The organism is Shewanella polaris, assembly GCF_006385555.1.
Classification (GTDB): domain Bacteria; phylum Pseudomonadota; class Gammaproteobacteria; order Enterobacterales; family Shewanellaceae; genus Shewanella; species Shewanella polaris.
Window position 1 is genome coordinate 2,085,984 of the sequence record NZ_CP041036.1, and the last position, 26,104, is coordinate 2,112,087.

Here is a 26,104-nt window from a genome sequence, read left to right on the forward strand (position 1 = left end):
AGCGGTTGGTTAAGCCGTTTTTTGCAACACAAGCTGTATCGCTTTAGGAATGTAATCGAGCAGTTCAGAGGCCAATAAGCTATAACAGCTTTGCTGTTTACTAACCAAATCACCGGCTAAACCATGTAAATACACACTTAAACAAGCTGCTTCTAGTGGTGCCATTCCTTGAGCACAAAATCCTGCAATCATTCCCGTTAACACATCACCGGTTCCCGCTTTGGCCAACGCACTGTTGCCTGTGGAATTGATAAAGGTTTGCTGGCCATCAGTTATGACGGTTTTATGTCCTTTCAATACGACAACAGCACCAAACTTTGTGGCTGCTAACGTCGCGTAATGTTCACGTTGCTGCTGTATATCAGTGACATCCACCGCCAGCAAACGCGATAATTCTTTTGGATGAGGAGTGAGTACGCTTTGAGTGGGAAGTTTAAATGACGGTAATGTCTCGTCGTTGGGAGATTGAATCATTTTGGCGTAAAAGTTAATACCATCAGCATCAAGAATAAGTTTGGTAACACTGGTTTCAATAGCCTTCATGAGATGACAGAAAAAATCAAAATTCCCCTTCAGTTGGAGATTGTCTTGCTGTACCTGCGGGTCTGAATCATTTTGTGGTTCGTTTGGCGATCTCGGTTGATCATCTGTCCCCATTAAGCTTAGTCCTGATCCCACAGAGACAACACTCGTTTGCTGTAATTTAACCCATAATTGTTTTACGGCATCAACAGAAATAGCTTCTGGATCAGTATGTTCATATTGATCTAGTTTACTGATTATTTTTGCTGTAGATGTTATAGCGGAGGACATTAACGCCGTTTGTGTCACCAATGGAATGGTCACAATATTAGGCGTTTGTGCTGTAATACTGTTACATACACATGAACTACTGGCTAATGATACATAGCCTGCACCGACTCGTAGGGCTGCCATACTTGATAAATATGCTGCGCCGCGATAATTGATCGACCCAGCAATGTTCAGTACATTACCAAAGGTCATTTTGTGGCTTTCATCAGGTCGTGTTGGCAGTAGTGTTTTAATATAATCAAGCGTCAGCATGTCCATATTCACTCCAATCAGACTATTCTTGCGGGGAACTCTAATTGATCAGCATCGCCTATGATCTACTCGAAAACAAGCAAATAATGACCGATTTGTAGAATAGGTAACAAGCTGTGATGATATGTAAAATAGATGAGTGAAATGAAGTTGAATTACGATTGATTAGCCATAAGTGTTAATCATAAGAGCTAATCATTAAATGAACGATATTGTGGCTTGTATTGGAGCCACAATATCGTTGCTGTGTAGTAAAAAACAGTTTTACAAGATTAGTAGGTATAACGTAGATCTAAGTAGTAGTAACCGCCGTTAAAACCAAATGGTGTGTTAGTTAACGGATACACAAATATGCCATTGAAGTTATTATCTTCAGGACGTTTCTCTGGGTAAGTATCAAACAAGTTTTGAACCCCTAGCGTTACCGCTAATGAGTCAGTGGCTTGGTAACGGGTACTGATGTCGGTTGTCCACTTAGCATCATAGTTAACTTCACTCGATGAATAGCCTATTGTGTAGTCACCAAAGTAGCTAAAACGTAAGTTCGTCGTAAAGTCATCGTACTTATGGGTAAAACCTATGTTGCCCGAATGCTTTGATGTCGCTTCAGTCATACGAATTTCTTCGACACGATCAAACAATTCATCTTCTAAACCATTCAAGAGAGTTGGCAAGTTAACGGACTTAATTTCGGTTTCTTTGTATGAATAAGCAAGGTTCGCCATCACATCACCAAACTGACCTAAATCAAAGTCTTGGGTCATCACTAAATCGACACCTTGGGTTTGGGTATCCACTGCGTTCATAAAGAATCGCGCAGATTCAGCGTTAGTGCCTGCAAGTGCAGCAGCAATAACCGGTGAGCTTTCTTGGTCAACAGAACCCGATAAAATAATGCGGTCATCGACATTAATTTGATATGCATCTAATGTTGCATTAAAGCCATTGTCACCGCTATATACTATACCAGCACTGATAGAGTGCGATATTTCAGGTTTCAAATCAGGAATATTCAATGCTTGTTTAATTGGAGACAATTGATTAAAGGTACCTGATTCTCGTGGAATAAATTCGCCTGTGACTGGGTCTGGATCGAAAAAGGTCGACACGTTAGTGAAGTATAGTTGCTGTACACTTGGTGCACGGAAACCGGTATCTGTAGTGATACGAAATGCTACGGTATCTGTTAGGTTATAACGGCCGGATAATTTCCAACTCGTGTTACCACCAAAGTCAGAATAGTCTTCGTAACGTACAGCAGCAGCCCAATAAAAATCATCAGTTAGTTGGTTTTCTAGCTCAACATATACACCTGTGTTTGTACGGTCTTCGTCAACTTCAGACTCTTTAGTAAAACCACCGAACCCTTGGCTACCACCAGACTTACCTTCATAGTCGCCTTGAATGTATGATTCTTCTTGGCCTGCTTCTATTTGATAACCGCTTTGACGGAAGGTTAAACCTGTAGCGACCATTAAATCTGAATCATTATAAAAGTCGTAATAAGTCGAAGCATCAATGTTTAGGTTCAATTCGCTGTTAGACAAGGTACCAGCATCAAAACTGGTTGGACTGTCTGGGCCTAGCGAAGCGTTAATGGTGTTTTCAACCTTGTATTCAAAGCTGTTACTGCCATAACCTGCAGAAGCATCAATGTTCCATTTGCCTACTTCAACGTCATAACCCATTAAAAATGAATAATCGATAATTTCTGGGCTAATTTGTGGTAAATAACCGTCTGGATACACTTCAAGTACGTTACGCGAATCTAGTGCACGGCGATAAAATGCGCCAGATGTTGAAGTACGCTTACTGATCCCACCAAATGCATATACTTTACTGGTGTCGGTAGTGGCTTGTTCAGCATTAACGAATAAACCGTAGTTTTCATAATCGCTGTCACCTACGTGGTGATTTTTACGATTAAATGTGTCTTCTCGTGGGTCTAGGCTGCCGTCTGCTAATGTTGGATATTGTTGACGAGTATCTAAACCAGCACGGTTGGTCGAGTTTTTCTGATGGGCTTCTAACGATACGTTCACAAAACCATCATCGCTAATGCTAAAACCTTGGTTAACACCAATACGGACTTGCTCGCCGTCACCTTCATAGGTTTGGCCTATTTGTGTTGCGATGCTCCCGCCATGATCGCTGTCTTTTAATACCACGTTAATCACGCCGGCAATGGCATCAGAACCGTATAATGCAGATGCGCCGTCACGTAGAATTTCAATACGTTTAATTGATGTCATTGGAATAGCATTTAAATCGACGTTAGACGAACCTTTACCGACAGTGCCCGATAAGTGAACTAACGCAGAACCATGACGACGTTTACCGTTAACCAACACTAATGTGTGATCAGGTGACATGCCACGTAAACTTGCAGGACGAACTGCATCGCTACCGTCGGTAATGGATGAAAATGGGAAGCTGTAACTTGGCGCAGCAAATTGTAATGCTTTAGCTGTTTCAGTAATACCTGTGGCTTCAAGTTGCTCAGAAGTAATAATGTCTACCGGCGTAGGGCTATCTGTCGCTGTACGAAGCGCGATACGTGAACCTATAACTTGAATACGTTCTAGGTTTTGACCTTCCTCTGCAGCAAAAGCTACTGGGGCTGAAATACTGGCAACAACGGCCAAAGATACGATACTTTTATACATTAGCAATCCTGCGATAACGTTATAATAAATGTTGTAACATTATAGTCATTTTTGTAGGCGTATAGATGGCTTTAATAAGGGGTTAGTTAGTTCAATCGGTCATATCTCATGACACTCTGGTCTAGTTAAATAATAAAATGCACTCAACTTATTCACAATTGACTATATGTAAAAACAAACGCCTGTTAATGATAACAGGCGTTTAACTTTTTGATTGTGAAACAGTGGGTATTGTTTGGCTAGTCAGTTAACTTGGCAAACTAGCTTGATGAGATTCTATAAAGGTGGTCATAGCTTGTTGTGCGCGTTCTTGTGCCGATGCCCAAGTATCTGTTGGCATCATGGTTTCTACGACTTCGTAATAGCATTTAATTTTAGGTTCTGTACCCGATGGACGAACGATAACGCGTGCGCCACCTTCTAAGGCATAAATCAATACATCGCTGCTGGGTAAATCAATGCTTTGTTTGCTACCGTCGGCCGAAGTACGCTGAAGGCTTTTTAAATCGTCGGTCGATACCACTGCATACTCACCAATTTTTAATGGAGGATTTTCACGTAAATACGCACCTATATTAGGTGTATCTGCCTTAAGCGCAATACTCACTTGAGCGTTAAGGTGAAATCCGTGTTGACGATAAATCTGTTCTAACTTGTCCCAAATGGTTTGGCCTTGGGAGGCAAGTTCTGCAGTTAGCTGTGCAAAAGCAACTAAGGCCGATAAACCATCTTTATCCCATACCAAGTTACCTATGGTGTAACCGAGCGCTTCTTCATAGGCGAATAAAAATTGATTGTCTACTTGGTTTTTGGCAATACCGACGTTCATTAGCCATTTAAAGCCCGTTAGAGTGGTATAGCTTTGGGTGCCAAACTCAGTGGCTATTTTAGATAATAGACTCGATGAAACAATCGTTGTCCCCGTCAATCGTTGATTTTTGGGTGCGTGGCTGAGTAAGTAATGGCCAAAGAGCACACCAACTTGATCGCCAGTGAGCATTTTATATTGTCCATCTTCAGTACGAACCGCAACTGCAAAACGGTCAGCATCTGGATCATTGGCGCAAGCAAGCGTGGCATTGTGCTTCTTTGCTTCTGCAATGACTAAATCCATAGCGCCTTTTTCTTCAGGGTTGGGGAAGTTTACTGTCGGGAAATCACCATCGGGTTCACGTTGAGCCATTACCGAATAGACTTGAGTAAACCCAGCATCCTTTAATACCGCTTCAGCCATGTCGGCACCAACGCCGTGCATTGCTGTGTAAGCCAAACTGACGTTATCTTGCCCGCTGCGTTGTTGTAGCTCTTTGGCATCAAATACCCCTTGACGATACGTTTGGTAAAAATCGTCTTGTAACCAAGTCAGCTTTTGTTGTGAGATGGCATCATCTAGATCTAAAAACGGGATCGCTTGGGTTGCTGCTCGGGCAATTTGTGCTGCAATTCCGCTATCATGTGGGGGAATAATTTGTGCGCCATTTTCCCAATACACCTTATAGCCGTTGTATTGAGGCGGGTTATGACTCGCGGTTACCACAATACCTGCGGCAGCTTTAAAATGTTTTACCCCAAAAGCGACCAAAGGCGTGGCGGCCACTTTGTGGGTCAAACGTACTGTTATGCCCATCGCCGTTAATACACTGGCAGCATCATGGGCGAAGCTTAATGAATCGTGGCGGCCATCGTAGCCTATTACCACACCGCGCTCGGCAGCGTTGTCTATTTGATCGAGAAGGTAGGCGCCTAGACCCGCAGTGGTTTGACGGATAACCAAACGATTCATTGCCATAGGGCCAACACCCACTTCACCACGAAGTCCTGCAGTACCAAAGGCTAAACGGCCAGAAAAGCGTGTAGTTAACTCCGCCTCATTGTTGGTATCAATAAGGGTTTGCAGTTGTGAGCGAGTTTTAGGGTCTGGATCGTTATTAAGCCATTGGTTGATTTGGTGCTGAAGATGGGTATTCATGAGTAACCTCACTGATAATCATTTTCAATAACAGTAGAAAGTTTCAGTGATTAGAACAAGTAAATTCGTATTAAAATGGATAAAAATTACAATTCGTACTCAAGATTTACATTAAGTCTACATGCGTGATGAATAATATAAGCGTATAAGCAACGAGTTGTAATGAGAAAACATCGATATTGAACTTGTTTGTTATCATTAGAAGAGATTGGATGAATTTCCAAACTGTAATGAAATATGTCGAGTAATAGCTTATTGAGTTTAAGTTATTTACCTAAAATTACAGTCTAAATAATAGAAACAAGGCTTGTGAGTCTAATCCGCAAGCCTTGTGTTGGATGATATTGTGCAGGTAATCTATCTATCTATTTATTTGCTACAGCATAATTTTGTGGAAAGAATGCTCGTTTGGCGACGTCATCAAATTCTGACTTGAATTCAATATCTTTACCCATATTTCTGGCTTGTTCCACCGAAGGACGGCTGTTGATGTTATTAAACCAGCGTTGCACATTAGGGTAAGTTGCTAGAGCATCTTCACCTAATACAAAACCAATACGATCAACCCAACCCCATGCTGCAATATCGACAATGCTTAGTTCATCACAAACAATAAAGTCACGGTTATTAAGATGCGCATCGAGTACATCATAATGACGTTGTGTTTCTCGTCGATAACGGTTTGCTGCATAGTCAATTTTTTCAGGTGCGTGGTGAGTAAAGTGGACGCATTGACCAGAATAGGGCCCTAAACCAGTAGCAATAAACATTAACCATGATAGCAGTTCTCCACGGTTTTCTGGTGTTGATGCTAACTTGCCTGTTTTGTCAGCTAGGTATAACAAAATGGCGTTTGAATCGAACACTCTTACACCATTGTCTTCAATGGCAGGGGTTTTGGCGTTAGGGTTAATCGCTTTAAACTCAGCGGTATGTTGCTCACCTTTAAGGGTATCAACTGGAACAAGTTCGAAAGGTAAACCCGTTTCAGCAAGAAACAAAGCAACTTTCATCGGGTTAGGACCAGGATGGAAATAAAATTTAAGCATGTTAACTCCTTATTCTGTAAGAAGTGTATTTAAACAGGTTTTGAACGGATGCTCAATAAGTTTTGAGCATCCGTTCAAATAAAGGTTGCTGTAGCATCTAATAATATAAATTTTGTGCTGTTTCGTTAGGGTTGTTGTTAGTCCACAGGTGGGGGAAGTCATATCAGGATTGTTAGCATGAAGATAAACCGAATTAATTATCCGGTTGATTAAGTTCAGCCAATAAAGGCAATATTTTACTGACTTTATCAAAACTTTCCTGATATTCAGCATCACCATTTGAATCGGCCACAATGCCGCCGCCAGCCCAGCAATATATACGCTGGTTTTCAGTCACTAAAGTACGAATAGTAATGCTGGTATCCATATTACCGTTTTGGCTGATATAGCCGATGCTACCGCAATATAGGTTGCGTCGTGATGGCTCTAATTCTTCAATAATTTCCATTGCGCGAACTTTGGGTGCTCCGGTAATGGAGCCACCAGGGAAAGCGGCGTTAAGTAAATCAAATCCGGTTTTATGGTCCGCTAATGTGGCGGTAACGGTACTGACTAAATGATGTACCGCAGGAAAGCTTTCTATGGCGAATAACCTAGGCACTTTAACAGAACCGGGTGAGGCTACTTTGCCAATATCATTTCGAAGAAGATCTACTATCATCACGTTTTCAGCACGATCTTTTTCAGATGCTAATAACAACGCGGCAGCTTGTTGGTCTAAAAGTGGATCATGATGGCGGGGCAAAGTGCCTTTTATGGGTTTAGTTTCAATATTCTGGTCATTGAGTTTGATAAATCGTTCTGGCGAGATAGATAACATGCAGTGATTATCAACCCGCATAAATGCCGAGAAAGGAGCTTGGTTAGCAAGAGATAATGCGCAATAAGCTTGCCATTCATCCCCTTGATAATGAGCCTCAAATCGTTGGGTTAAATTGATTTGATAGCAATCACCACTCAGTAAATACTGCTGTACTTGATCAAATTTGTGTTGATACTGCTGATAATTTGTCTGATTAACCCAAGCCGTAGTCAATCTGAAAGGCTTTGCTGTCACTAAGTTTTTTTCGATATTTTTTATTTTAGGTTCAATTAAATTCAACTCAATATCAAGTGCGTTTTTTCCACAAAAATGGTAAGCATACCAGGACTTATCCACATAGCTGTAGATTAATGAAAAGTCATAAAAACCAATATTTATATCGTCAAGATGAATATCTTTAATGGCAGTTTGGGGCAAGGTTTCAATATTGCGACCAAGGTCATAGCCAAATGCGCCTATTGCTCCGATACTAAATGGATGCTGACTGTTTTGAGCTGATGGATATAACCGCGCATGCAGTTGAGCTAATGTGGTGACCGGATTGGCATGGATATCTATTTCAATATTGAGGGCTTTGATGGTTGGTTTTTTTGCACTAAATTGACTGATGCCATCGTTGCTTGTTAACGTCGCGATTGGATTAAACCCGATGATATCGAACTGTGAATCTTGGTGCTGTGCATTGGCTGAGTCGAGCAATATCGCCCATGGCTGGTGGCTAAATAATGAAAATAGTTGCTTAGTGTCTATTTCCCAATCTAGTTTTTGCATAAAGAGTGTGTTTTTTGCCCGCGAAGACATTGATAACCCTTATCTAAGAATGTGGTGTAGCCCAAAAAGGATGGAAAGAGTATCATATTGGTCTTAATAGGTAATATTAAATTGATCCTTATAAAAACGATAAACATGTTAGGCCGCAATGGCTGCTGGAGCGCCCCATATGTCGACGAATACTAAAACTGATCCTACATCTCATTCTGCAACGTCACATCAAGCTGTTGTGATTAAGCAAGCCGATTTTATAGAAAGTATCGCGGATGCACTGCAATACATTTCATATTATCATCCTAAAGACTTTGTTGATGCGATGACTGAAGCTTACGAGCGCGAACAAAGTGCTGCGGCCAAAGATGCTATTGCGCAAATTTTGATTAACTCGCGGATGTCTGCCGAAGGCAAACGCCCTTTATGTCAAGACACTGGGATTGTGACGACCTTTGTCAAAATTGGTATGGCTGTTCAGTGGGATAAAACTGACATGACAGTGCAAGAGATGGTCGATGAAGGTGTTCGTCGTGCTTACACTAACCCAGATAACCCTTTACGTGCCTCAATAGTGTCAGATCCTGCTGGCGCGCGTAAGAATACCAAAGACAATACTCCATCTGTCGTGCACGTAGAAATGGTGCCTGGTAATCAAATTGAAGTGATGACTGCCGCAAAAGGCGGTGGATCTGAAAACAAATCAAAAATGGCCATGCTTAATCCATCTGATGATATTGCTGCTTGGGTTGAAAAAACATTACCGACGATGGGTGCTGGCTGGTGTCCACCGGGCATGTTAGGAATAGGCATTGGTGGTACCGCTGAAAAAGCGGCTGTAATGGCAAAAGAATCATTGATGGATCCTGTTGATATTCATGAATTAATAGCCCGAGGCGCAGTAACTACTGAAGAAAAGCTTCGTTTAGATATTTTCCAAAGAGCGAATAACTCAGGTATTGGCGCGCAAGGTTTAGGCGGGTTAACGACAGTATTAGATGTTAAAATTAAATCAGCACCGACTCATGCTGCATCTAAACCCGTTGTGATGATCCCCAATTGTGCTGCTACTCGTCATGTTCATTTCCATTTGGACGGAACGGGTCCAGTTAATTTAGTGCCGCCATCATTGTCTGATTGGCCTGAAATTACCCGTGAAGCTGGTGAGAATACCCATCACGTTAATTTAGACACTGTCACCCAAGCAGAGATTGAAACCTGGAAGAGTGGTGATACTTTATTACTCAACGGTAAAATGCTTACTGGCCGTGATGCTGCGCATAAACGAATACAAACATTACTGGATTCAGGTGAAGGTTTGCCAGAAGGCGTCGATTTTACCGGTAAATTTATTTATTACGTCGGCCCTGTTGATCCGGTACGCGATGAAGTGGTTGGCCCAGCAGGCCCAACAACAGCAACCCGCATGGATAAATACACCGATATGATGTTAGACAAAACCGGTCTTATGGGCATGATTGGTAAATCTGAACGTGGTCCTGAAACTGTAGCATCGATCAAAAAACACAAAGCGGTATATTTAATGGCCGTTGGCGGTGCAGCTTATTTAGTGTCTAAAGCGATCAAAAAATCACGTGTAGTGGCATTTGCTGATTTAGGAATGGAAGCTATATATGAGTTTGACGTGAAAGATATGCCGGTAACAGTGGCAGTTGATACCAATGGTGTTAATGCTCATGAGACGGGCCCAGCAATTTGGAAAATTAACATTGCCAACAGCAAAGTTAAATAATAAGCCATAACGCACTGTGCATTCGCTTAAGCGATTAGCGTCAATGTGATCAAACGCTCGGGTTTACAGCTTTTTACAAAAGGCATGTTGCCTGAGCGTTTTGCTTTAGTTAGTCTGCAGTACCCATTTTATGTTTTTGCGATTATTGGCTCGTAGCTGACACAACGCGAAACATGTTTTATCAAACAACCGAGACAAGATAACAATGAAAAAGTCTTCTGTATTATTCGCACTGATCGCTGCTGGCATGGCAACCTCAGTTTATGCGGCCGAGCCCGCAGCGTTCAATGTTCAGCAATTGGTTAACTTAAATAAATTGCATTCAGCCGCCGTATCAAATGACGGCAAAACCATGGTGTATGGCGTCAAACTGGTTGATGACAAAGGTGAGGGCAACTCAGATCTTTATCAACTCGATTTGAGTGATAAAAATGCTAAGCCAAAACAACTTACCTCAGCAACAGGTACTGAATATGATGTGAGTTTTGCGCCTGATGGCAAATCGATTTATTTCCTTGCTAGCCGCACAGGAACCAGCCAATTGTTTCAACTGTCCCTTGATGGCGGTGAAGCAATAGCGGTTACTGATTTACCGTTAGATATTAACGGCTATAAGTTGTCTAACGACGGTAAACAAGTTGTGATGAACTTGCGGGTATTTCCAGAGTGTAAAGACCTAGCTTGTTCTAAAGACAAATTTACCGAAGAAGCTGAACGTAAAACCACTGGTCGTTTATACAAGCAGTTAATGGTGCGTCACTGGGACACGTGGGAAGACAATGCGCGTAATCATTTATTTGTTGCCTCACTTAATGGCAGCAAGATTACAACGGCCACTGACGTGACACAGGGCCGTGATACCGAAACGCCACCTAAACCGTTTTCAGGCATGGAAGAAGTCACTTTCACAGCAGACGGTAAATACGTTGTATATAGTGCTAAAGCCCCGAGCCGCGATCAAGCTTGGACCACTAATTACGATTTATGGCAAGTATCTGTAGCCGGTGGCGACACGGTTAATTTAACCCCAGACAATAAAGCATGGGATTCTCAACCAACGTTCTCAGCAGATGGCCGTTATCTAGCGTATTTGGCTATGACCACACCGGGTTATGAAGCCGATCGTTATCGAATTATGTTACGTGACAATGTCACTGGCCAAGAAAAAGAAGTCGCACCATTGTGGGACCGTAGTCCGAGTTCACTGGCGTTTAATGCAGACGGCCGTACTTTGTATGTGACCGCACAAGATGTTGGTCAAGTGTCTATCTTTGAGGTTAACACCCAATTTGGTGATGTAAGACCTATATACAATCAAGGCAGTAATAGCCTAGTGGCTGTGACCAATAATCGTCTTATTTTCAAAAAATCATCATTAGTTGAACCTGGCGATCTATTCAGCGTGACCCTTGAGGGTGAACAACTAAAACAACTGACTAATGTTAACCAAGATAAACTTGCTGAGATCACCTTTGGTGAGTTTGAACAGTTTAACTTTAAAGGTTGGAATGATGAAACGGTTCATGGTTACTGGATCAAACCAGCTAACTTTGAAGAAGGTAAAAAATACCCTATTGCATACCTAGTTCACGGTGGCCCACAAGGTTCATTTGGTAACAGTTTCAGCGGACGTTGGAATGCACAGCTTTGGGCTGGGGCAGGTTATGGCGTGGTAATGGTAGATTTTCATGGTTCTACTGGTTATGGTCAAGGATTCACAGACTCAATTGGTAAAGATTGGGGCGGAAAGCCACTTGAAGATCTTAAAAAAGGTATGGCAGCCGTAACCGAACAACAGCCTTGGTTAGATGCTAACAACGCTTGTGCGTTAGGTGGTTCTTACGGTGGTTATATGATGAACTGGTTCCAAGGTAAATGGAATGACGGATTCAAATGCTTGGTTGATCATGCAGGCTTATTTGATATGCGTTCTATGTACTATGTGACCGAAGAATTATGGTTCCCAGAATATGATTTTGGTGGCTCATATGATCAAAACAAAGACTTGTATGAAAAGTTTAACCCAGTTAATTATGTTGAAAACTGGAAAACACCAATGTTAGTTATCCATGGTGAAAAAGACTATCGGGTGCCTTATGGCCAAGGTCTTGGGGCATTTACCTTTATGCAGCGTAAAGGTATTCCTTCTGAGTTGTTGGTATTCCCAGATGAAAACCACTGGATCTTAAATCAAGATAACTTACAGCTATGGTACAAGAATGTACTGGGTTGGATGGATCGTTGGACGGCTAATTAGTTAAGACTAGTGTGTTAGTTAATCGCTTAATGAAGTGAGTATTCAATCCTCGACCTCAGCAGCAATTAATACGATAGACAGAATAAAAGAGATGTTGCCACTGGCAGCATCTCTTTTTTATTCCTATGCTGTTTTAGCCTAGTGAGTCTTCAGGCTTTTATTATCAGCGCTGCAACAGTGCCAATCGCGCTGATAATAGCCGAACAAGTGAAGGTTAATAACGATATTATTTATGGTATTACGAGTAGCGTTAACCGTCACACCTTAAGCTATTCTATAAGAGGCATATAAGTTGTTTTAAAAGCGACAAGATAAGCAACGATTTTGATAATGAAACTGTGTCGATGTTAGGGGTTGTTTACAGATTTATTTGTGATGATAGATTTATAGCCTGGTGTTAGTATTTTTCATCATAGGCACATTTTGTTCAGATATAATATCCGTATGTGAAGCACAGTTACTGTTCTATAAATAGCCACTAGCAGGTTAAGTAATCGAATTGTTACATGTTTATGAAATAAAATAACTAATTTATCTTTAATCGCGTGATGTAAATGAAAAGCCTAAAAGTAATAAATATATCTATCATTAGTTTTTGTATTGAAAAATACCCTATAAAATACAAAAAAATTCATTTGGGAAATGTTAATGTTTCAGCTACATTAGCGCGCTCAGAATCGAGCTTCAATACAGGTAATATCAAGAGGGTTATACCAAGTGGATTTCATGCTTTATATCAAGTTCTTTCTAGGACTATTAGCCATTATTAACCCAGTAGGGTTATTACCTGTGTTTGTGAGCTTAACCAGCCATCAAACTGAAGCTGATCGCCAAAATACTAATCGTGATGCAAATATGGCCGTAGTGATCATTCTATTGGTGACGGCAATAGCAGGGCATTACATTCTTAGTATGTTCAGTATTTCATTATCGGCTTTTCGTATCGCGGGTGGTAGCTTGATTTGTATTATTGCGATGTCGATGTTGCAAGGTAAAATCAGTGAAGTGAAACGTAACCAAGAAGAAGACCGTGAGTCATCTGGTATGGAATCTGTTGCAGTTGTGCCACTAGCCTTGCCATTAATGGCCGGTCCTGGTGCCATTAGTGCGGTAATTGTATTTGCGGCGGAGCATCACCAAATAACCAACTACATTGGTATGTTTTTAACCATTATTACCTTAGGCCTTGTTAGTTGGGGTTTATTTCGCATAGCGCCAATGCTGTTTAAACTATTAGGTAAAACGGGTATTAACGTTATTACCCGTCTAATGGGTCTACTGATGTTGTCTTTAGGCATTGAAGTCATTGCTGCTGGTGTTAAAGGACTTTTCCCAACCTTATTAGGTTAATTTGACATAAGTTGCTGAGCATTTGTGCAAACACTTGATAGTGTAGTTTTTTAACTTGACCCGCTATCGGCATTTGCGTAAAGTACGCCACGATTAGCAATACCTCGAGGGCCAATGTTCAATTTGATATTGAATACTGGCTACAAATTAGGGGGTGTTGCATTGTTGAGACAACAGTTAATAATTTCAACATAATCAATAGATTAATTACTGCCTTTTTATATTATCACCTTTAACGGTTAAGATGAAAAGTCAGTCAAAATTTGGTGAGCTGGCTGAGTGGCTGAAGGCGCACGCCTGGAAAGTGTGTTTAGGTTTATCCCTAACGAGAGTTCGAATCTCTCGCTCACCGCCATATTATGAAAAAAGACGTCTTCGGGCGTCTTTTTTCATTTGTGCTATTAAACAATGACATTGTGAATGACGTCTATTGTTATCGTTGTCTCCACATGGCGTTATCTAGCATATTTTAAAATTAAATAGGTGTTAGCGCTTGTTATGCGCAACCTCTATAATGCTTTATTCTTGTTTTACTATTGAGACCCACTTTCATGCCTTTCTCGACACTTGGATTACGCGACACGATTGTCAATGCCCTACATGAAGTGGGATACAGTCAACCAACACCTATTCAGCAGCAAACTATTCCGGTTATTTTAACGGGTAGAAATCTGCTTGCGGCCGCACAAACAGGGACGGGTAAAACGGCCAGCTTTGTATTGCCAATTTTAGAGCGCTTAGCCGATAGTGAAATTCAGCGTACTAAGCGTATTAGGGCATTAATTTTAACCCCTACACGTGAACTCGCGGTGCAAATACAAGCTAATATTGTGCAATATGCTAAGCATTTACCGTTAACATCATTTGCCATTTACGGTGGTGTTGATGAAAAGCCACAAAAACAAGCGTTAATCGATGGCGTGGATATTTTGGTGGCAACACCAGGACGTTTGCTCGACTTATATACCCAACGTGCAGTGCACTTTGATGAAGTTGAAGTCTTGGTGCTTGATGAAGCCGATAGAATGCTCGACATGGGATTTATCGAAGACATTAATAAAGTTATTGATAAATTACCTTCAGAGCGTCAAAGTTTATTATTCTCGGCGACATTATCAAACCAAGTGCGATCATTAGCGAAAACGGCGATTAAACGTCCTGTTGAAATTTCGGTGATTGCTGATCGTGACTCAACACCAAAAATCGAACAGTGGCTAACAACCGTCGATAAAGATAAAAAGTCTGCTTTATTAAGCCATTTAATTAAAACAGAAGCGTGGAATCAAGCGCTGATATTTATCGAAACTAAACAAGGTGCAGCCAAATTGGTGAGTCAGCTTGAAAAGCGCGATATTAACGCTGAATGTATTCATGGTGGGCGAAGCCAACCAGTGCGTGAACAGATTTTAGCTGATTTTAAATCAGGTAAAATACAATATCTTGTCGCTACCGGAATTGCCTCTCGTGGTATTGATATTGATGACTTATCTCGTGTAGTGAATTATGACTTACCGTTTCCTGCCGACGACTATATCCATCGTATAGGTCGTACTGGGCGTGCGGGAGCCGCTGGTGAGGCAATTTCATTTGTGTCTAATGATGATTTTAAAAACTTATGTATGATCGAAAGTCGTTTAGGGCATTTGTTAGAACGTAAAGTGATTGAAGGTTTTGAGCCTAAGAAACCCATACCTGTTTCGGTTTTAAATTTTGTGCCTAAAAGTCGCCAACATAAGTCGTCACCCGATACAGATAGACCTTCACTCAGTTTAGGTAAATCGAAAACAGATTCGTCAGACTTTAGAAAAACCAAAACGACTAAAGCACCAGCGAGCGCTAGAGGTAATAAACCGAATCCATGGAATATATAGCCTGCTAATATGAACGGTTTTTTAGTGATTATTAAAGCGGAATTTATATTCCGCTTTTTTGTGTTCGTTGGGTAAAGTAAGGTCTATTTAGCGGATTGGTAAATCAATAGCCATCTCTTTGAACATTGTTAGGGTCTGTTGATCTTTGCAGGTTAAATTTTGTTCGAGATAAAAACGTTTTAATCGAGGCGAGCGGATTGCTGCCTAGCAATCTAAGCTACTTTTACTTAACGAAGAGTGACTCAACAAAGAGTAAAACGTTTTTAGCCGAACCCTTCGGGCAGCGTTTGTTGATCATTTTTACTGTGTTATCGACTTTTTATGTAGAATAACTACACCACAAAGTCTCTGCCGCGCAGTTATAAATGTGAGTAATGACCAACAATTCGCTGCAAAAACAACCTTGAAAGATCAACAGCCCCTAGTGATCATTTTTTGAATCTATTGGCTGTTTTGTGTCACAAAAGATGTCTGCTTGCTGCAAAATAGTGACGAACATGATTAACTAATTATAATTGCAGTAGGATTATTTTTTACACGACTCTACGCAGCAAAAACCTATAATCACGAAAACGCTAAGTATCAAAATATAAGTTTATACACACTAAAAATAATAACAATTTAAGGGATAACAAATGAAAAAATCTTTACTTCCTTTGGCGGTTTCTTTTGCCTTGGCTGGATTGGTCGGTTGTAGCGATGACTCGGTTAAGCAAAGTACACAAACCAAGGCCGTTACTGCTGAGGCTAGCAAAACTACAGCAGCGGCAGCATTAAACTTTAACGAATATTCACAACAGTTTATAGATGAACTATGGGAATTATCACCAACGTGGGCCCTGTACAGTGGCAAGCACGTAAATGATGGTTATTTAGATATCCCAAACAAAGCTAGCCGCGACAAAACACTGGCTTTTGTTAAACAACAGCAAACGGCACTAGCCCAATTTGATCAACAGTCGTTATCCGCGAACGAGTTAATTGATTATAAATTACTGAGTAATTTAGTTGAATCAATGCAATGGGAAATTACACGCTTTAAAGGTTGGCAATGGGATCCGTCTAATTACAATGTTGCCGGAGGGTTTGCACAAATCATCAATGAAGACTTTGCGCCGTTAGATGAACGCTTAACCTCTGTGATTGCACGTCTAGAAAATGTGCCCGCCTATTATGAAGCAGCTCGAAATAATATTAGCGATCCGACACTTGAACATACCCAATTAGCCATTATGCAAAATCAAGGTGCATTTTCGGTTTTGTCCACGGAGTTAGTTCAGCAAGTCGCTGATTCTGGTTTAAGCAAAGAGCAAAAAGCGCTATTTACAGAGCGTTTTGACGCTGCAACGGCAGCAATTAAGCAACACATTGAATGGTTAACTGCACTGGAAACTAAGCTCACTGAAAATGGGGCCCGTGATTTTCGTATTGGTGAAACATTATACGAAGAAAAGTTCGCCTTTGATATTCAGTCTGGTATGACGGCAAAACAGTTATACGATAAAGCCGTGGCGGATAAAAATCATATTCAGCAAGAAATGGCTAAGATCACTGATACAATTTGGTCAAAGTACATTGATACACCAAAACCAGACGACGAGAGGCAAGCTATTCGTCAGTTAATTGATGTGTTATCAACCAAGCATGTTAAACGGGAAAACTTTGTTGCTGAAGTACGAAAGCAAATTCCAGAGCTTATTAAATTTGTGAATGACAAACAACTGGTGACACTTGATCCCAATAAACCTCTAATCGTACGTGAAACTCCAGAATACATGCGCGGTTTTGCTGGTGCATCCATTAGCGCCCCTGGGCCTTATGACAAAGGTGGTAATACTTACTACAACGTTTCACCCCTTGATGACATGAGTGATGAGTCGGCAGAGAGTTATTTACGTGAATACAATCACTGGATTTTACAGGTGCTCAATATTCATGAGGCAATCCCAGGACATTACACCCAATTAGTATTTTCTAACCAATCTCCTAGTTTAGTAAAAAGCTTATTTGGTAACGGCGCCATGATAGAAGGTTGGGCTGTATATGCTGAACGTATGATGTTAGAAGAGGGCTATGGCAACTTTGAACCTGAAATGTGGTTGATGTATTACAAGTGGAATTTACGGGTTATTTGTAACACCATTTTAGATTACAGTATTCAAGTCAACGGTATGGGTGAGCAAGAAGTGATTGACTTACTTGAGAATGAAGCATTCCAACAACGCGCCGAAGCGGAAGGGAAGTGGCGTCGAGCAACCTTAAGTCAAGTTCAATTGACTAGTTACTACGCCGGTTATCGCGAAATTTATGATTTCAGAGAACAACTTAAAGCTAAACAAGGTGAGAGCTTTGATTTGAAACAGTTCCATGAACAGTTTTTAAGTTACGGTAGCGCCCCTGTTAAATTCATTAAACAGCTAATGCTGGATAAATAAACGGGTTTAATTTAGTTAATAGTGTGATCTATACCTCAAGGCCTGAAGATATCAGGCCTTTTTGTATGTAAAAAGGGCTAAAGGTTACCTTTTATCTAGTGTTGATTAAATCGCTATGATAATCTTAATGGTAATCGTTATCATTAAGTAAATAATCATGAAGAATATCTTATTCATTGAACATTCCCAATCCGATAAAACTGATATTGCACAACAACTGAGCGAGCAGGGTTACAGTGTCCATCAGGTTAATAATGCCTTTGATGCTCTAATCAACATGGAAACTATGGAGCTCGAAGCGATTTTATTGGATTTTTCAGTGCCTAAAATGGATTCATTTTGGTTGTTAATTGCAAGACAAACCCGAACACCTATTATTGTACTGGCGGACAGTAATAGCGACATTGAGCGCATCAATGCGTTAGAGTTGGGTGCCGATGATTATTTAGCAAAACCACTTAATATTCGTGAACTTCAACTACGACTTAATGTGCTCCATCGACGGGAGCAACCTCAAATTAATAATAAGAATATTGATCATATTCGTTTTGATGATACTTGCTACACCATTAGCTTTGCTGGAAAGTCATTAGTTCTGACCCAGACTGAATACCGCTTGTTTGTATATTTATATGAACGTAAGGGTGAGGTGGTGACCAAAGAAGAATTACAGCAACGGGTATTACACAAAGAGTTGGGAAGATTTGACCGTAACTTAGACATGCATATCAGTAATACACGCCGTAAATTAGTTAAACGTAATTTACCCCGTGAATTGATCAACACTGTACGCGGTCAAGGTTACAGCTTTAGTTTTTAAAGGTTCACACTAATTGCCGCATTTGATAAACTACAGCGCATAAAATAAGGCTTATACCAATCGTTATTAAGCCAAAAATAAGTGCAAGCACATTAAAGGATAATCTAATGCGGATTACAGCAAACTTTGACGGCGGCAACATTGACGTCATCAACCTTGATAAACATGATGATATACAACTTGCAATTCGACCTGATTTTGGTGGCGAATTTTATCAATGGTTCAATTTTCGTTTAGAAGGGGAAGTCGGTCAGACTTACACCCTTAATATCCTCAATGCAGGTAGCGCATCTTATCCAACAGGTTGGGAAGATTATCAAGCCGTTGCCAGTTATGATCGTCAAACATGGTTCAGATTGCCAACTCAATATGCCGACGGCAAGTTAACCATTCAAGCTGAACTTGATTGCGAAGCCATTCAAATTGCTTACTTTGCACCGTACAGTTACGAACGCCATTTAGATTTGATCAGCGAAGTGCAATTGCACCCAGCAGTAAGTCTTGAGCATCTTGGTTTAACCCTCGATGGTCGCGACATGACCTTACTTAAAATTGGTGATGCTAATCCAGATAAAAAAAATATTTGGATAACTGCGCGTCAACACCCTGGCGAAACCATGGCGGAATGGTTAGTCGAAGGCTTGCTAAATCAATTACTCGATAGTGATTGCCCAACATCTAAAGCCTTATTAGACAAAGCCAATTTCTATATTGTGCCTAACATGAATCCAGATGGCAGCGCACGCGGTCACTTACGTACTAATGCTGTAGGTACCAATTTAAATCGTGAATGGCAAACGCCTAGCTTAGAAAAAAGCCCTGAAGTGTTTTATGTCGTTAATAAAATGCAACAAACAGGTGTTGATTTATTTTATGATGTCCATGGTGATGAAGGTTTGCCTTATGTATTCCTTGCGGGTTGTGAAGGCGTACCAAACTACAACGATAAAATGGCTGAATTACAGCAACAATTCCTCAGCGCTTTGACTATTGCCAGTGCAGATTTTCAAACTGAGTTTGGTTATGATAAAGATGAACCTGGTAAAGCTAACTTAACCGTAGGTTCTAACTGGGTAGCCAATACGTTTAGCTGTTTATCAAATACACTAGAGATGCCATTTAAAGACAATGCCAATTTAGCTGATCCATTTGTGGGCTGGTCTCCAGAGCGTTGTGTGTATTTAGGCGAAGCGTCTTTAGTAGCAATGTTAGCTGTGGTTGATAACTTATAATCACGACAGTAAATGTTATTTTGATAAAAATGATAAGTAGGTAGAGTAGATTATGGCCTTAGTTGCATGCCCTAAATGTCAAAAGCGAATTTCAAGTTTGGCGAAACAATGTCCACATTGCAAAGTAGACTTGAGTGGTAATACTGAATCTATCACTATTATTAGCCACATTGAGCGTTCAAATAGCTTAATGAATCAAAGTTTTCTTTTTCTGACGTTATTTATCGCGGGTGTTGTGGTTTGGTTTTGGGGCGGTGAGCCTGCACAGGGGCTAAAGTCTTACTTTGCGATTGCAATGTTTGTTATTGGCTTTGTGGGTTATCTTGTGACTCGCATCAGAATAGTATTACATAAACGGAAATCAGTATGAACGATATCAACAAAGTCATTGATGAAATGAATGAAGATATTTACCTGCGCTTGTTGTCTGCTACCGAATTAGGTAAATGGGATGATGGAACGGCTTTAACTGAACAACAACGTGAGTCAAGCTTACAAGTTGTGATGTTATATCAAGCACGTAAACTTCATCAAACAGACCATTTTACTATTGCTGCTGATGGTCATATAAATGAATTATCAAAAACAGAGTTAAAAAAACAGTTTAAAGGTGATTCTATTGCCGAGTTTAAAGAAGCTGATTTATAACCTCGTTCTGTAGACGGATAAATAGATCAAAAATGCGAGCTAATTAGCTCGCATTTTTATGTTTAGTGATTACATTGTTAGCGTATGGCACCGTTAGGGCATACCAACCTTAACTAATCAATGGTCAGTTCACCAACAAGGTTTTCTTGCATGCGTTGTTTTATTTGCGCCGGAGTTAATCCAATAGACAATAAATAATGCAGTTTAGCTAATGCAGCCTCAATGGTCATATCCGCACCGCTAATCACCCCAGCTTGCGCTAAGGCGTTACCCGTTGCATAGCCGCCCATATTAACCTTTCCTTGGAAACATTGAGTTAGATTAACTAATATAATGCCACGTTCATCTGCTTGCTTCAGCGTATCAAGTAACTTCTTATCTTGCGGGGCATTACCCACACCAAAGGTCAATAAAATAAGAGCCTTAACAGGTTGTTGTAAAATATTATTAAAAATATCAGTGGAGATCCCTGGATAAAGTGTCACCACACCAACAGGTTGTGGACTAATGGTCACCACTTCCAAAGGTTCGCCCGTCGGCTTAGTAATTTTCCCGGCTTTAAGATTAATTTTAATGCCTGCCTCGAGCAACATAGGAAAATTAGGTGATGCAAAAGCATCAAAGCCATCAGCATGAGCCTTAGTCGAACGATTACCACGAAACAGCTTGTTATTAAAAAATAAACAGACTTCTGCCACTGGGTAGTTTGCCGCAATATAGAGCGAATTGAGTAAATTAGTCTGTCCGTCTGAACGTAATTGAGCAAGCGGAATTTGTGAGCCAGTGACAATGACAGGTTTTGATAAACCTTGCAGCATAAATGACAATGCAGATGCGGTATAAGCCATGGTATCTGTGCCATGTAAAATAACGAACCCATCATACTTTTCATAATTGGCTTGGATATCATTTGCAATCATTTGCCAATCGGTCGGTGCCATATTGGAGGAGTCAATTAACGGGCTGTATTCATGTATAACGAACTCAGGCATTTCGGTATGGTAAAACTCAGGCATTGACTGTACACAATCTGTCAAGAACCCAGATACTGGCACAAAACCATTTGCGGTTTTTTGCATCCCGATGGTACCGCCAGTATAGGCTACGTAAATTGAACGCTTTGTCATGTATTTAGGCTCTTATTGAATCGCGATTGCAGATTGTGCAAATTATACGAGTTTATTTATCGATCCCCAATAAAAAAGCCTGCTTAGCAGGCTTTTTTTGAATAATCTTTATATGTCTATTATATCATTGATTAATAATTACAATTTTCACAATACATATAGACATGATTTGGGTCATCAAACATTGAAAGTGTTTCAAATGCACCTGCCCATTGCTTAACAAGCTGTTCTACTACACTGGTTTGACGAACACTGTCAGGGACATAAGCCGCTGTCGCGCCCATGATTTGCTGGATAAGTTGCTGCTCAGCGCTGAGTTCTTGTTCAATCACTTTTACGTCAAACTTATCCATTTTTGCTAAATCAGCCGCTTTGGCTAATGCAGTGTCCATGTCGCCTAACTCATCAACTAGGCCCAATGATAATGCACGTTTACCGGTCCATACACGACCTTGAGCAATATTATCGACCTGTTCTAGTGTCATATGACGTTCTTTAGCAACCAGCGAAATAAACTCATGATAACCACGCTCAATATGACGTTGTATTACTGCAGATACTTGGGGGTTTAATTCACGTGTAGGTGATAATCCTGCCCAATCAGAGGTAGCAACACCATCAGAAGTGATACCAAAATGATTAAGTGCTTGATCGAATGTAGCAAACATCCCAAAAATACCGATTGAACCAGTAAGGGTAGTCGGCGTAGCCACAATATAATCGGCACTGGCAGATATCCAATACCCACCAGATGCAGCCAGACTACCCATGCTAACCACTACAGGTTTACCAGCATTTTTAAGTGCTAATACTTCTTGGCGGATTTGCTCTGATGCAAAAGCACTACCACCAGGGCTATCAACCCGTAACACTACCGCTTTCACTTTGTCATCAAAGCGTGCTTTCATAAGTAGTGCAGAAGTACTTTCACCACCAATTTGTCCCGCAGGTTGTTTACCATTAAGAATCGTACCTTTAGCAACAATAACGGCTACAGAGTCTTTCTCAACAAAGTGAGGCATGGGGGCTGTTAGCGCACGGTAATCATTAAAGCTAATTTGCTTAAAGTTTTTACCTTCTTTATCACTGCCAACCCGCTCAATCATTGCGAGTCGAAAAGCGTCAGCTGAAACTAATTCGTCAACCCACTTGAGGTTTATTGCCATCTTAGCAGCATCACCTTCGGCTTTATCGAGCTGAACGAGAAACTCATCTGGGCTTAGTACTAATTGATCTGGTGCTATTTGACGGTTACTGGCAACAATAGTTGAATAGCTTTGCCAGATATCATTTAACAATACTTTACTGGCTTCTTTATCTGCATCAGACATATCGTCACGGATAAGGGGCTCTACCGCAGACTTAAAGGTACCTACTCGAAATACGTGTGTGGTGATTTTAAGCTTTTCGAGTGCGGCTTTGTAATATAAGCGGTAACGACTTAAGCCATCAATTGAAACCATACCCTGATTATTAAGGTAGATTTTGTCAGCAAAGCTAGCTAAAAAGTATTGATTTTGATCGTAGCCATTGGCCATCGCAATCACTGATTTGTTGGCTGCTTTAAACTGATTTAACGCTTCACCAATGGCGGTCATCTTACTAATACCGGCATTTTGCAAATTGGCTAAATCTAATACGATGCTACTGATACGGACATCTTCAGTCGCATTATTGATGGTATAAAGTAGATCGGATAAAAGGATTTCGCCTTCTGGATCATTAGCTTGTCCTTGACTAAGGGCCATTTCTATCGGGTCGACGTAATGTTTCTGATCGACAATACTGCCAGACAAGTTTAATACTAAGGTAGATTGATCTTCGACGACAACGTCTTCTTCACTATTGAGTAACGCAACTGCAATAACGGCCAACAAACCAAAAAAAATAATATTAATGATGAATTTACGGATACCGTTTACTGTATTCCATAACAGTAAAAACATCCTTTTTAAAAACGAGGGTTTAGCGGACATTTGCCACTCCTTTAACATTCTAATGTAGACATCCTAACTGAAAATCAATGTAAATGTGAAACTCAATTGTAACGGTTTTTGACCAGCAATCGTTTAATTGATTGAGCAAAATTTATTGTCGATGTATGCTGGTTTAAATCACTTGTTTAAAAAGGATGTTTGAATGTCGTTTCCACACTTATTAGAACCTTTAGATCTCGGCTTTACACAGCTTAAAAATCGCGTATTGATGGGCTCGATGCACACGGGATTAGAAGAAGAAAAAGGCGGATTTGAGAAACTGGCAGCGTTCTATAAAGAACGTGCTCAAGGTGGTGTAGGCTTAATCGTCACCGGTGGTATTGCACCTAATTTACGTGGACGCCTAGCGCCACATGCCTGTCAATTGAGTTTTTCTTGGCAAGTCGGTAAACATAAAATAGTGACAGATGCCGTGCATGAGGCGGGTGGTAAGATTTGCATGCAAATTTTACATGCGGGTCGTTATAGCTATCATCCTTTCAGTTTAGCCCCGAGTAAAATCAAATCACCAATTACTCCTTTTACACCATCAGCAATGTCTGCACGACAAGTGCGTTCTACCGTTAAAGACTATGCTACTAGCGCGGCATTGGCCAAAAAAGCCGGTTATGACGGTGTTGAAGTGATGGGATCAGAAGGCTATTTAATCAATCAATTTATCAGTTCTCGTACCAATAAACGCAGTGACGAATGGGGCGGAAGCTATGAAAATAGAATTAAGTTCCCAATTGATATCGTCAATGCTATTCGGGCCAAAGTAGGCAAAGAGTTTATTATTGTGTTTCGTTTGTCGATGCTCGACTTAGTTGATAATGGTTCAACTTGGGATGAAGTTGTAGAGTTGGCGAAATTGCTAGAACAAGCCGGTGTCAGCATTATAAATACCGGTATTGGTTGGCATGAAGCACGTGTACCGACGATTTCAACGAGTGTGCCACGTGGGGCATTTTCATGGGTGACTGAAAAGCTTAAAGCTGAAGTTACGGTTCCGTTGATAGCAACAAATCGAATTAACACCCCTGAAATAGGTGAGAAGATTATCGCATCTGGTCAAGCCGATATGGTATCAATGGCGAGACCATTTTTAGCCGACGCAGAATTTGTGAATAAAGCTGCTGCTAATACCCCAGAATTAATTAATACGTGTATTGGCTGTAACCAAGCCTGTTTGGACCATACCTTTTCAATGAAGCGAGCGACTTGTTTAGTCAACCCTCGCGCGTGTTATGAAACTGAAATTAATTTTACCCCTACCAGCCATAAAAAACGAATTGCGGTAATGGGTGCTGGTCCTGCTGGGATGGCGTTTTCTGTTTATGCTGCGACGCGTGGTCATGAAGTGGTACTTTTTGAAGCCAAGTCTGAAGTCGGTGGCCAGTTTAATTTAGCACGTAAAATCCCAGGGAAAGAAGAGTTTAACGAAACCATTCGTTATTTCATCAATCAAATTAAACTGCATAAAGTTGATCTTCGCCTAAACACCAAACTTGATGCGGCAGTATTAGCGAATGAAAAATTTGATGAAATTGTGATTGCTTCTGGGGTGATACCACGAGGAATAGATTTGCCCGGTTTTGATAATCCTAAAGTGGTTGATTACCAGCAAGTATTAACGGGACAAGTTGAAATTGGCCACAATGTAGCCTTGATTGGTGCAGGCGGCATTGGTTTTGATATTGCTCACTTCTTATGCGAGCGCGAATCAAATACATTACGACCAGATAAGTGGTTGGAACAATGGGGTATTGATAAAACGTATCAGCATGCAGGTGGTTTAACCGACGAACCGGAACATCAACCAGGCCGAGATGTGTATTTATTGCAACGCAAGACCACTAAAATGGGTAAGGGGCTGGGTAAAACGACCGGTTGGATCCATCGTAGTGTGTTAAAGCAACATGATGTACATATGAAAACGGGTGTTAGCTACGAAAAGTTTGATGAGCAAGGGCTACACATTAAAGTGGGTGATCAAACTGAAGTGCTTGATGTCGATAATGTGGTGTTGTGTGCTGGACAGGTGTCAAATCGCTCGTTAGTTGATGAAATGAAAGCGAGTGGAATACCTGTTCATTTAATTGGTGGGGTAGATGTGGCTGCTGAATTAGATGCTAAACGCGCTATTCGTCAAGGTGCAGAGCTCGCGATGAGTATCTAGTTTCTCGCAAATGCTAGCGTTTAGCTATCTTCATTGAAGTGATGTACGCACCTTGTATAAAAAAGCCTTCTGTAAAAAAGAAGGCTTTTTGTTGCGTTAACGAAACCCAATAACGGTTAGTT

The 26,104-nt window shown here is 40.8% G+C and carries 17 protein-coding genes and 1 tRNA gene; 11 read left to right on the forward strand and 7 right to left on the reverse strand.

All coding sequences use genetic code 11. The annotated features are described in order from the left end of the window. Nucleotides 1-9: 9 nt before the first annotated feature. The 5 genes from FH971_RS09135 to pabB all read right to left on the reverse strand — a co-directional run bounded on the left by FH971_RS09135 (nucleotide 10) and on the right by pabB (nucleotide 8,373). Complete coding sequence (locus tag FH971_RS09135; protein ID WP_140234093.1) at nucleotides 10-1,071, reverse strand: NAD(P)H-hydrate dehydratase; 1,062 nt, start codon at nucleotides 1,069-1,071, stop codon at nucleotides 10-12. 266 nt (nucleotides 1,072-1,337) lie between these two features. After that, nucleotides 1,338-3,731, reverse strand: a complete 2,394-nt coding sequence (locus FH971_RS09140; RefSeq protein WP_140234094.1) for a TonB-dependent receptor plug domain-containing protein — start codon at nucleotides 3,729-3,731, stop codon at nucleotides 1,338-1,340. A 247-nt stretch (nucleotides 3,732-3,978) separates the two neighbouring features. Further along, complete coding sequence (locus FH971_RS09145) at nucleotides 3,979-5,700, reverse strand: phospho-sugar mutase (RefSeq protein WP_140234095.1); 1,722 nt, start codon at nucleotides 5,698-5,700, stop codon at nucleotides 3,979-3,981. 365 nt (nucleotides 5,701-6,065) lie between these two features. Further along, on the reverse strand, nucleotides 6,066-6,749 hold the full coding sequence (locus FH971_RS09150; protein WP_140234096.1) for a glutathione S-transferase family protein: 684 nt from the start codon (nucleotides 6,747-6,749) through the stop codon (nucleotides 6,066-6,068). A gap of 193 nt (nucleotides 6,750-6,942) precedes the next feature. After that, nucleotides 6,943-8,373, reverse strand: a complete 1,431-nt coding sequence (pabB, locus tag FH971_RS09155) for an aminodeoxychorismate synthase component I (protein WP_140234097.1) — start codon at nucleotides 8,371-8,373, stop codon at nucleotides 6,943-6,945. Between the two features lie 139 nt (nucleotides 8,374-8,512). On the opposite strand from pabB, the gene FH971_RS09160 reads away from it, so the two are divergent. From FH971_RS09160 to FH971_RS09205, 10 genes are all read left to right on the forward strand, one after another. After that, nucleotides 8,513-10,087, forward strand: coding sequence for a fumarate hydratase (locus FH971_RS09160; protein ID WP_140234098.1), 1,575 nt, complete (start codon nucleotides 8,513-8,515; stop codon nucleotides 10,085-10,087). Between the two features lie 205 nt (nucleotides 10,088-10,292). Further along, nucleotides 10,293-12,344 carry a dipeptidyl-peptidase 5 gene (locus tag FH971_RS09165; protein ID WP_140234099.1) on the forward strand — a complete coding sequence of 684 codons (2,052 nt, stop codon included), beginning with the start codon at nucleotides 10,293-10,295 and terminating at the stop codon, nucleotides 12,342-12,344. Between the two features lie 726 nt (nucleotides 12,345-13,070). After that, nucleotides 13,071-13,694 carry a YchE family NAAT transporter gene (locus FH971_RS09170; protein WP_371833623.1) on the forward strand — a complete coding sequence of 208 codons (624 nt, stop codon included), beginning with the start codon at nucleotides 13,071-13,073 and terminating at the stop codon, nucleotides 13,692-13,694. 265 nt (nucleotides 13,695-13,959) lie between these two features. Next, nucleotides 13,960-14,049 (forward strand) — tRNA-Ser (locus FH971_RS09175). Nucleotides 14,050-14,245: 196 nt separating this feature from the next. Then, nucleotides 14,246-15,565 (forward strand): DEAD/DEAH box helicase, encoded by a 1,320-nt coding sequence (locus FH971_RS09180; protein ID WP_137227272.1) that lies wholly within the window; start codon nucleotides 14,246-14,248, stop codon nucleotides 15,563-15,565. Nucleotides 15,566-16,200: 635 nt separating this feature from the next. Then, nucleotides 16,201-18,000, forward strand: a complete 1,800-nt coding sequence (locus FH971_RS09185) for a DUF885 domain-containing protein (RefSeq protein WP_140234100.1) — start codon at nucleotides 16,201-16,203, stop codon at nucleotides 17,998-18,000. Between the two features lie 157 nt (nucleotides 18,001-18,157). Then, nucleotides 18,158-18,820 carry a response regulator transcription factor gene (locus tag FH971_RS09190; RefSeq protein ID WP_137227270.1) on the forward strand — a complete coding sequence of 221 codons (663 nt, stop codon included), beginning with the start codon at nucleotides 18,158-18,160 and terminating at the stop codon, nucleotides 18,818-18,820. A gap of 107 nt (nucleotides 18,821-18,927) precedes the next feature. Then, complete coding sequence (locus FH971_RS09195; RefSeq protein WP_137227269.1) at nucleotides 18,928-20,052, forward strand: M14 family metallopeptidase; 1,125 nt, start codon at nucleotides 18,928-18,930, stop codon at nucleotides 20,050-20,052. 52 nt (nucleotides 20,053-20,104) lie between these two features. Next, nucleotides 20,105-20,422, forward strand: coding sequence for a zinc ribbon domain-containing protein (locus tag FH971_RS09200; RefSeq protein ID WP_140234101.1), 318 nt, complete (start codon nucleotides 20,105-20,107; stop codon nucleotides 20,420-20,422). Further along, nucleotides 20,419-20,700 carry a YeaC family protein gene (locus FH971_RS09205; protein ID WP_140234102.1) on the forward strand — a complete coding sequence of 94 codons (282 nt, stop codon included), beginning with the start codon at nucleotides 20,419-20,421 and terminating at the stop codon, nucleotides 20,698-20,700. Before FH971_RS09200 ends, FH971_RS09205 begins: the two co-directional genes overlap by 4 nt. Before the next feature lie 113 nt (nucleotides 20,701-20,813). Here the strand turns inward: FH971_RS09205 and ansA are convergent, their stop codons facing one another. Then, on the reverse strand, nucleotides 20,814-21,827 hold the full coding sequence (ansA, locus tag FH971_RS09210) for an asparaginase (RefSeq protein ID WP_140234103.1): 1,014 nt from the start codon (nucleotides 21,825-21,827) through the stop codon (nucleotides 20,814-20,816). Nucleotides 21,828-21,958: 131 nt separating this feature from the next. Next, nucleotides 21,959-23,803, reverse strand: a complete 1,845-nt coding sequence (gene sppA / locus FH971_RS09215; RefSeq protein WP_140234104.1) for a signal peptide peptidase SppA — start codon at nucleotides 23,801-23,803, stop codon at nucleotides 21,959-21,961. Between the two features lie 163 nt (nucleotides 23,804-23,966). On the opposite strand from sppA, the gene FH971_RS09220 reads away from it, so the two are divergent. Beyond that, nucleotides 23,967-25,982: an oxidoreductase gene (locus tag FH971_RS09220; RefSeq protein ID WP_140234105.1), complete on the forward strand. Its 2,016-nt coding sequence runs from the start codon at nucleotides 23,967-23,969 to the stop codon at nucleotides 25,980-25,982. Nucleotides 25,983-26,104: the final 122 nt, after the last annotated feature.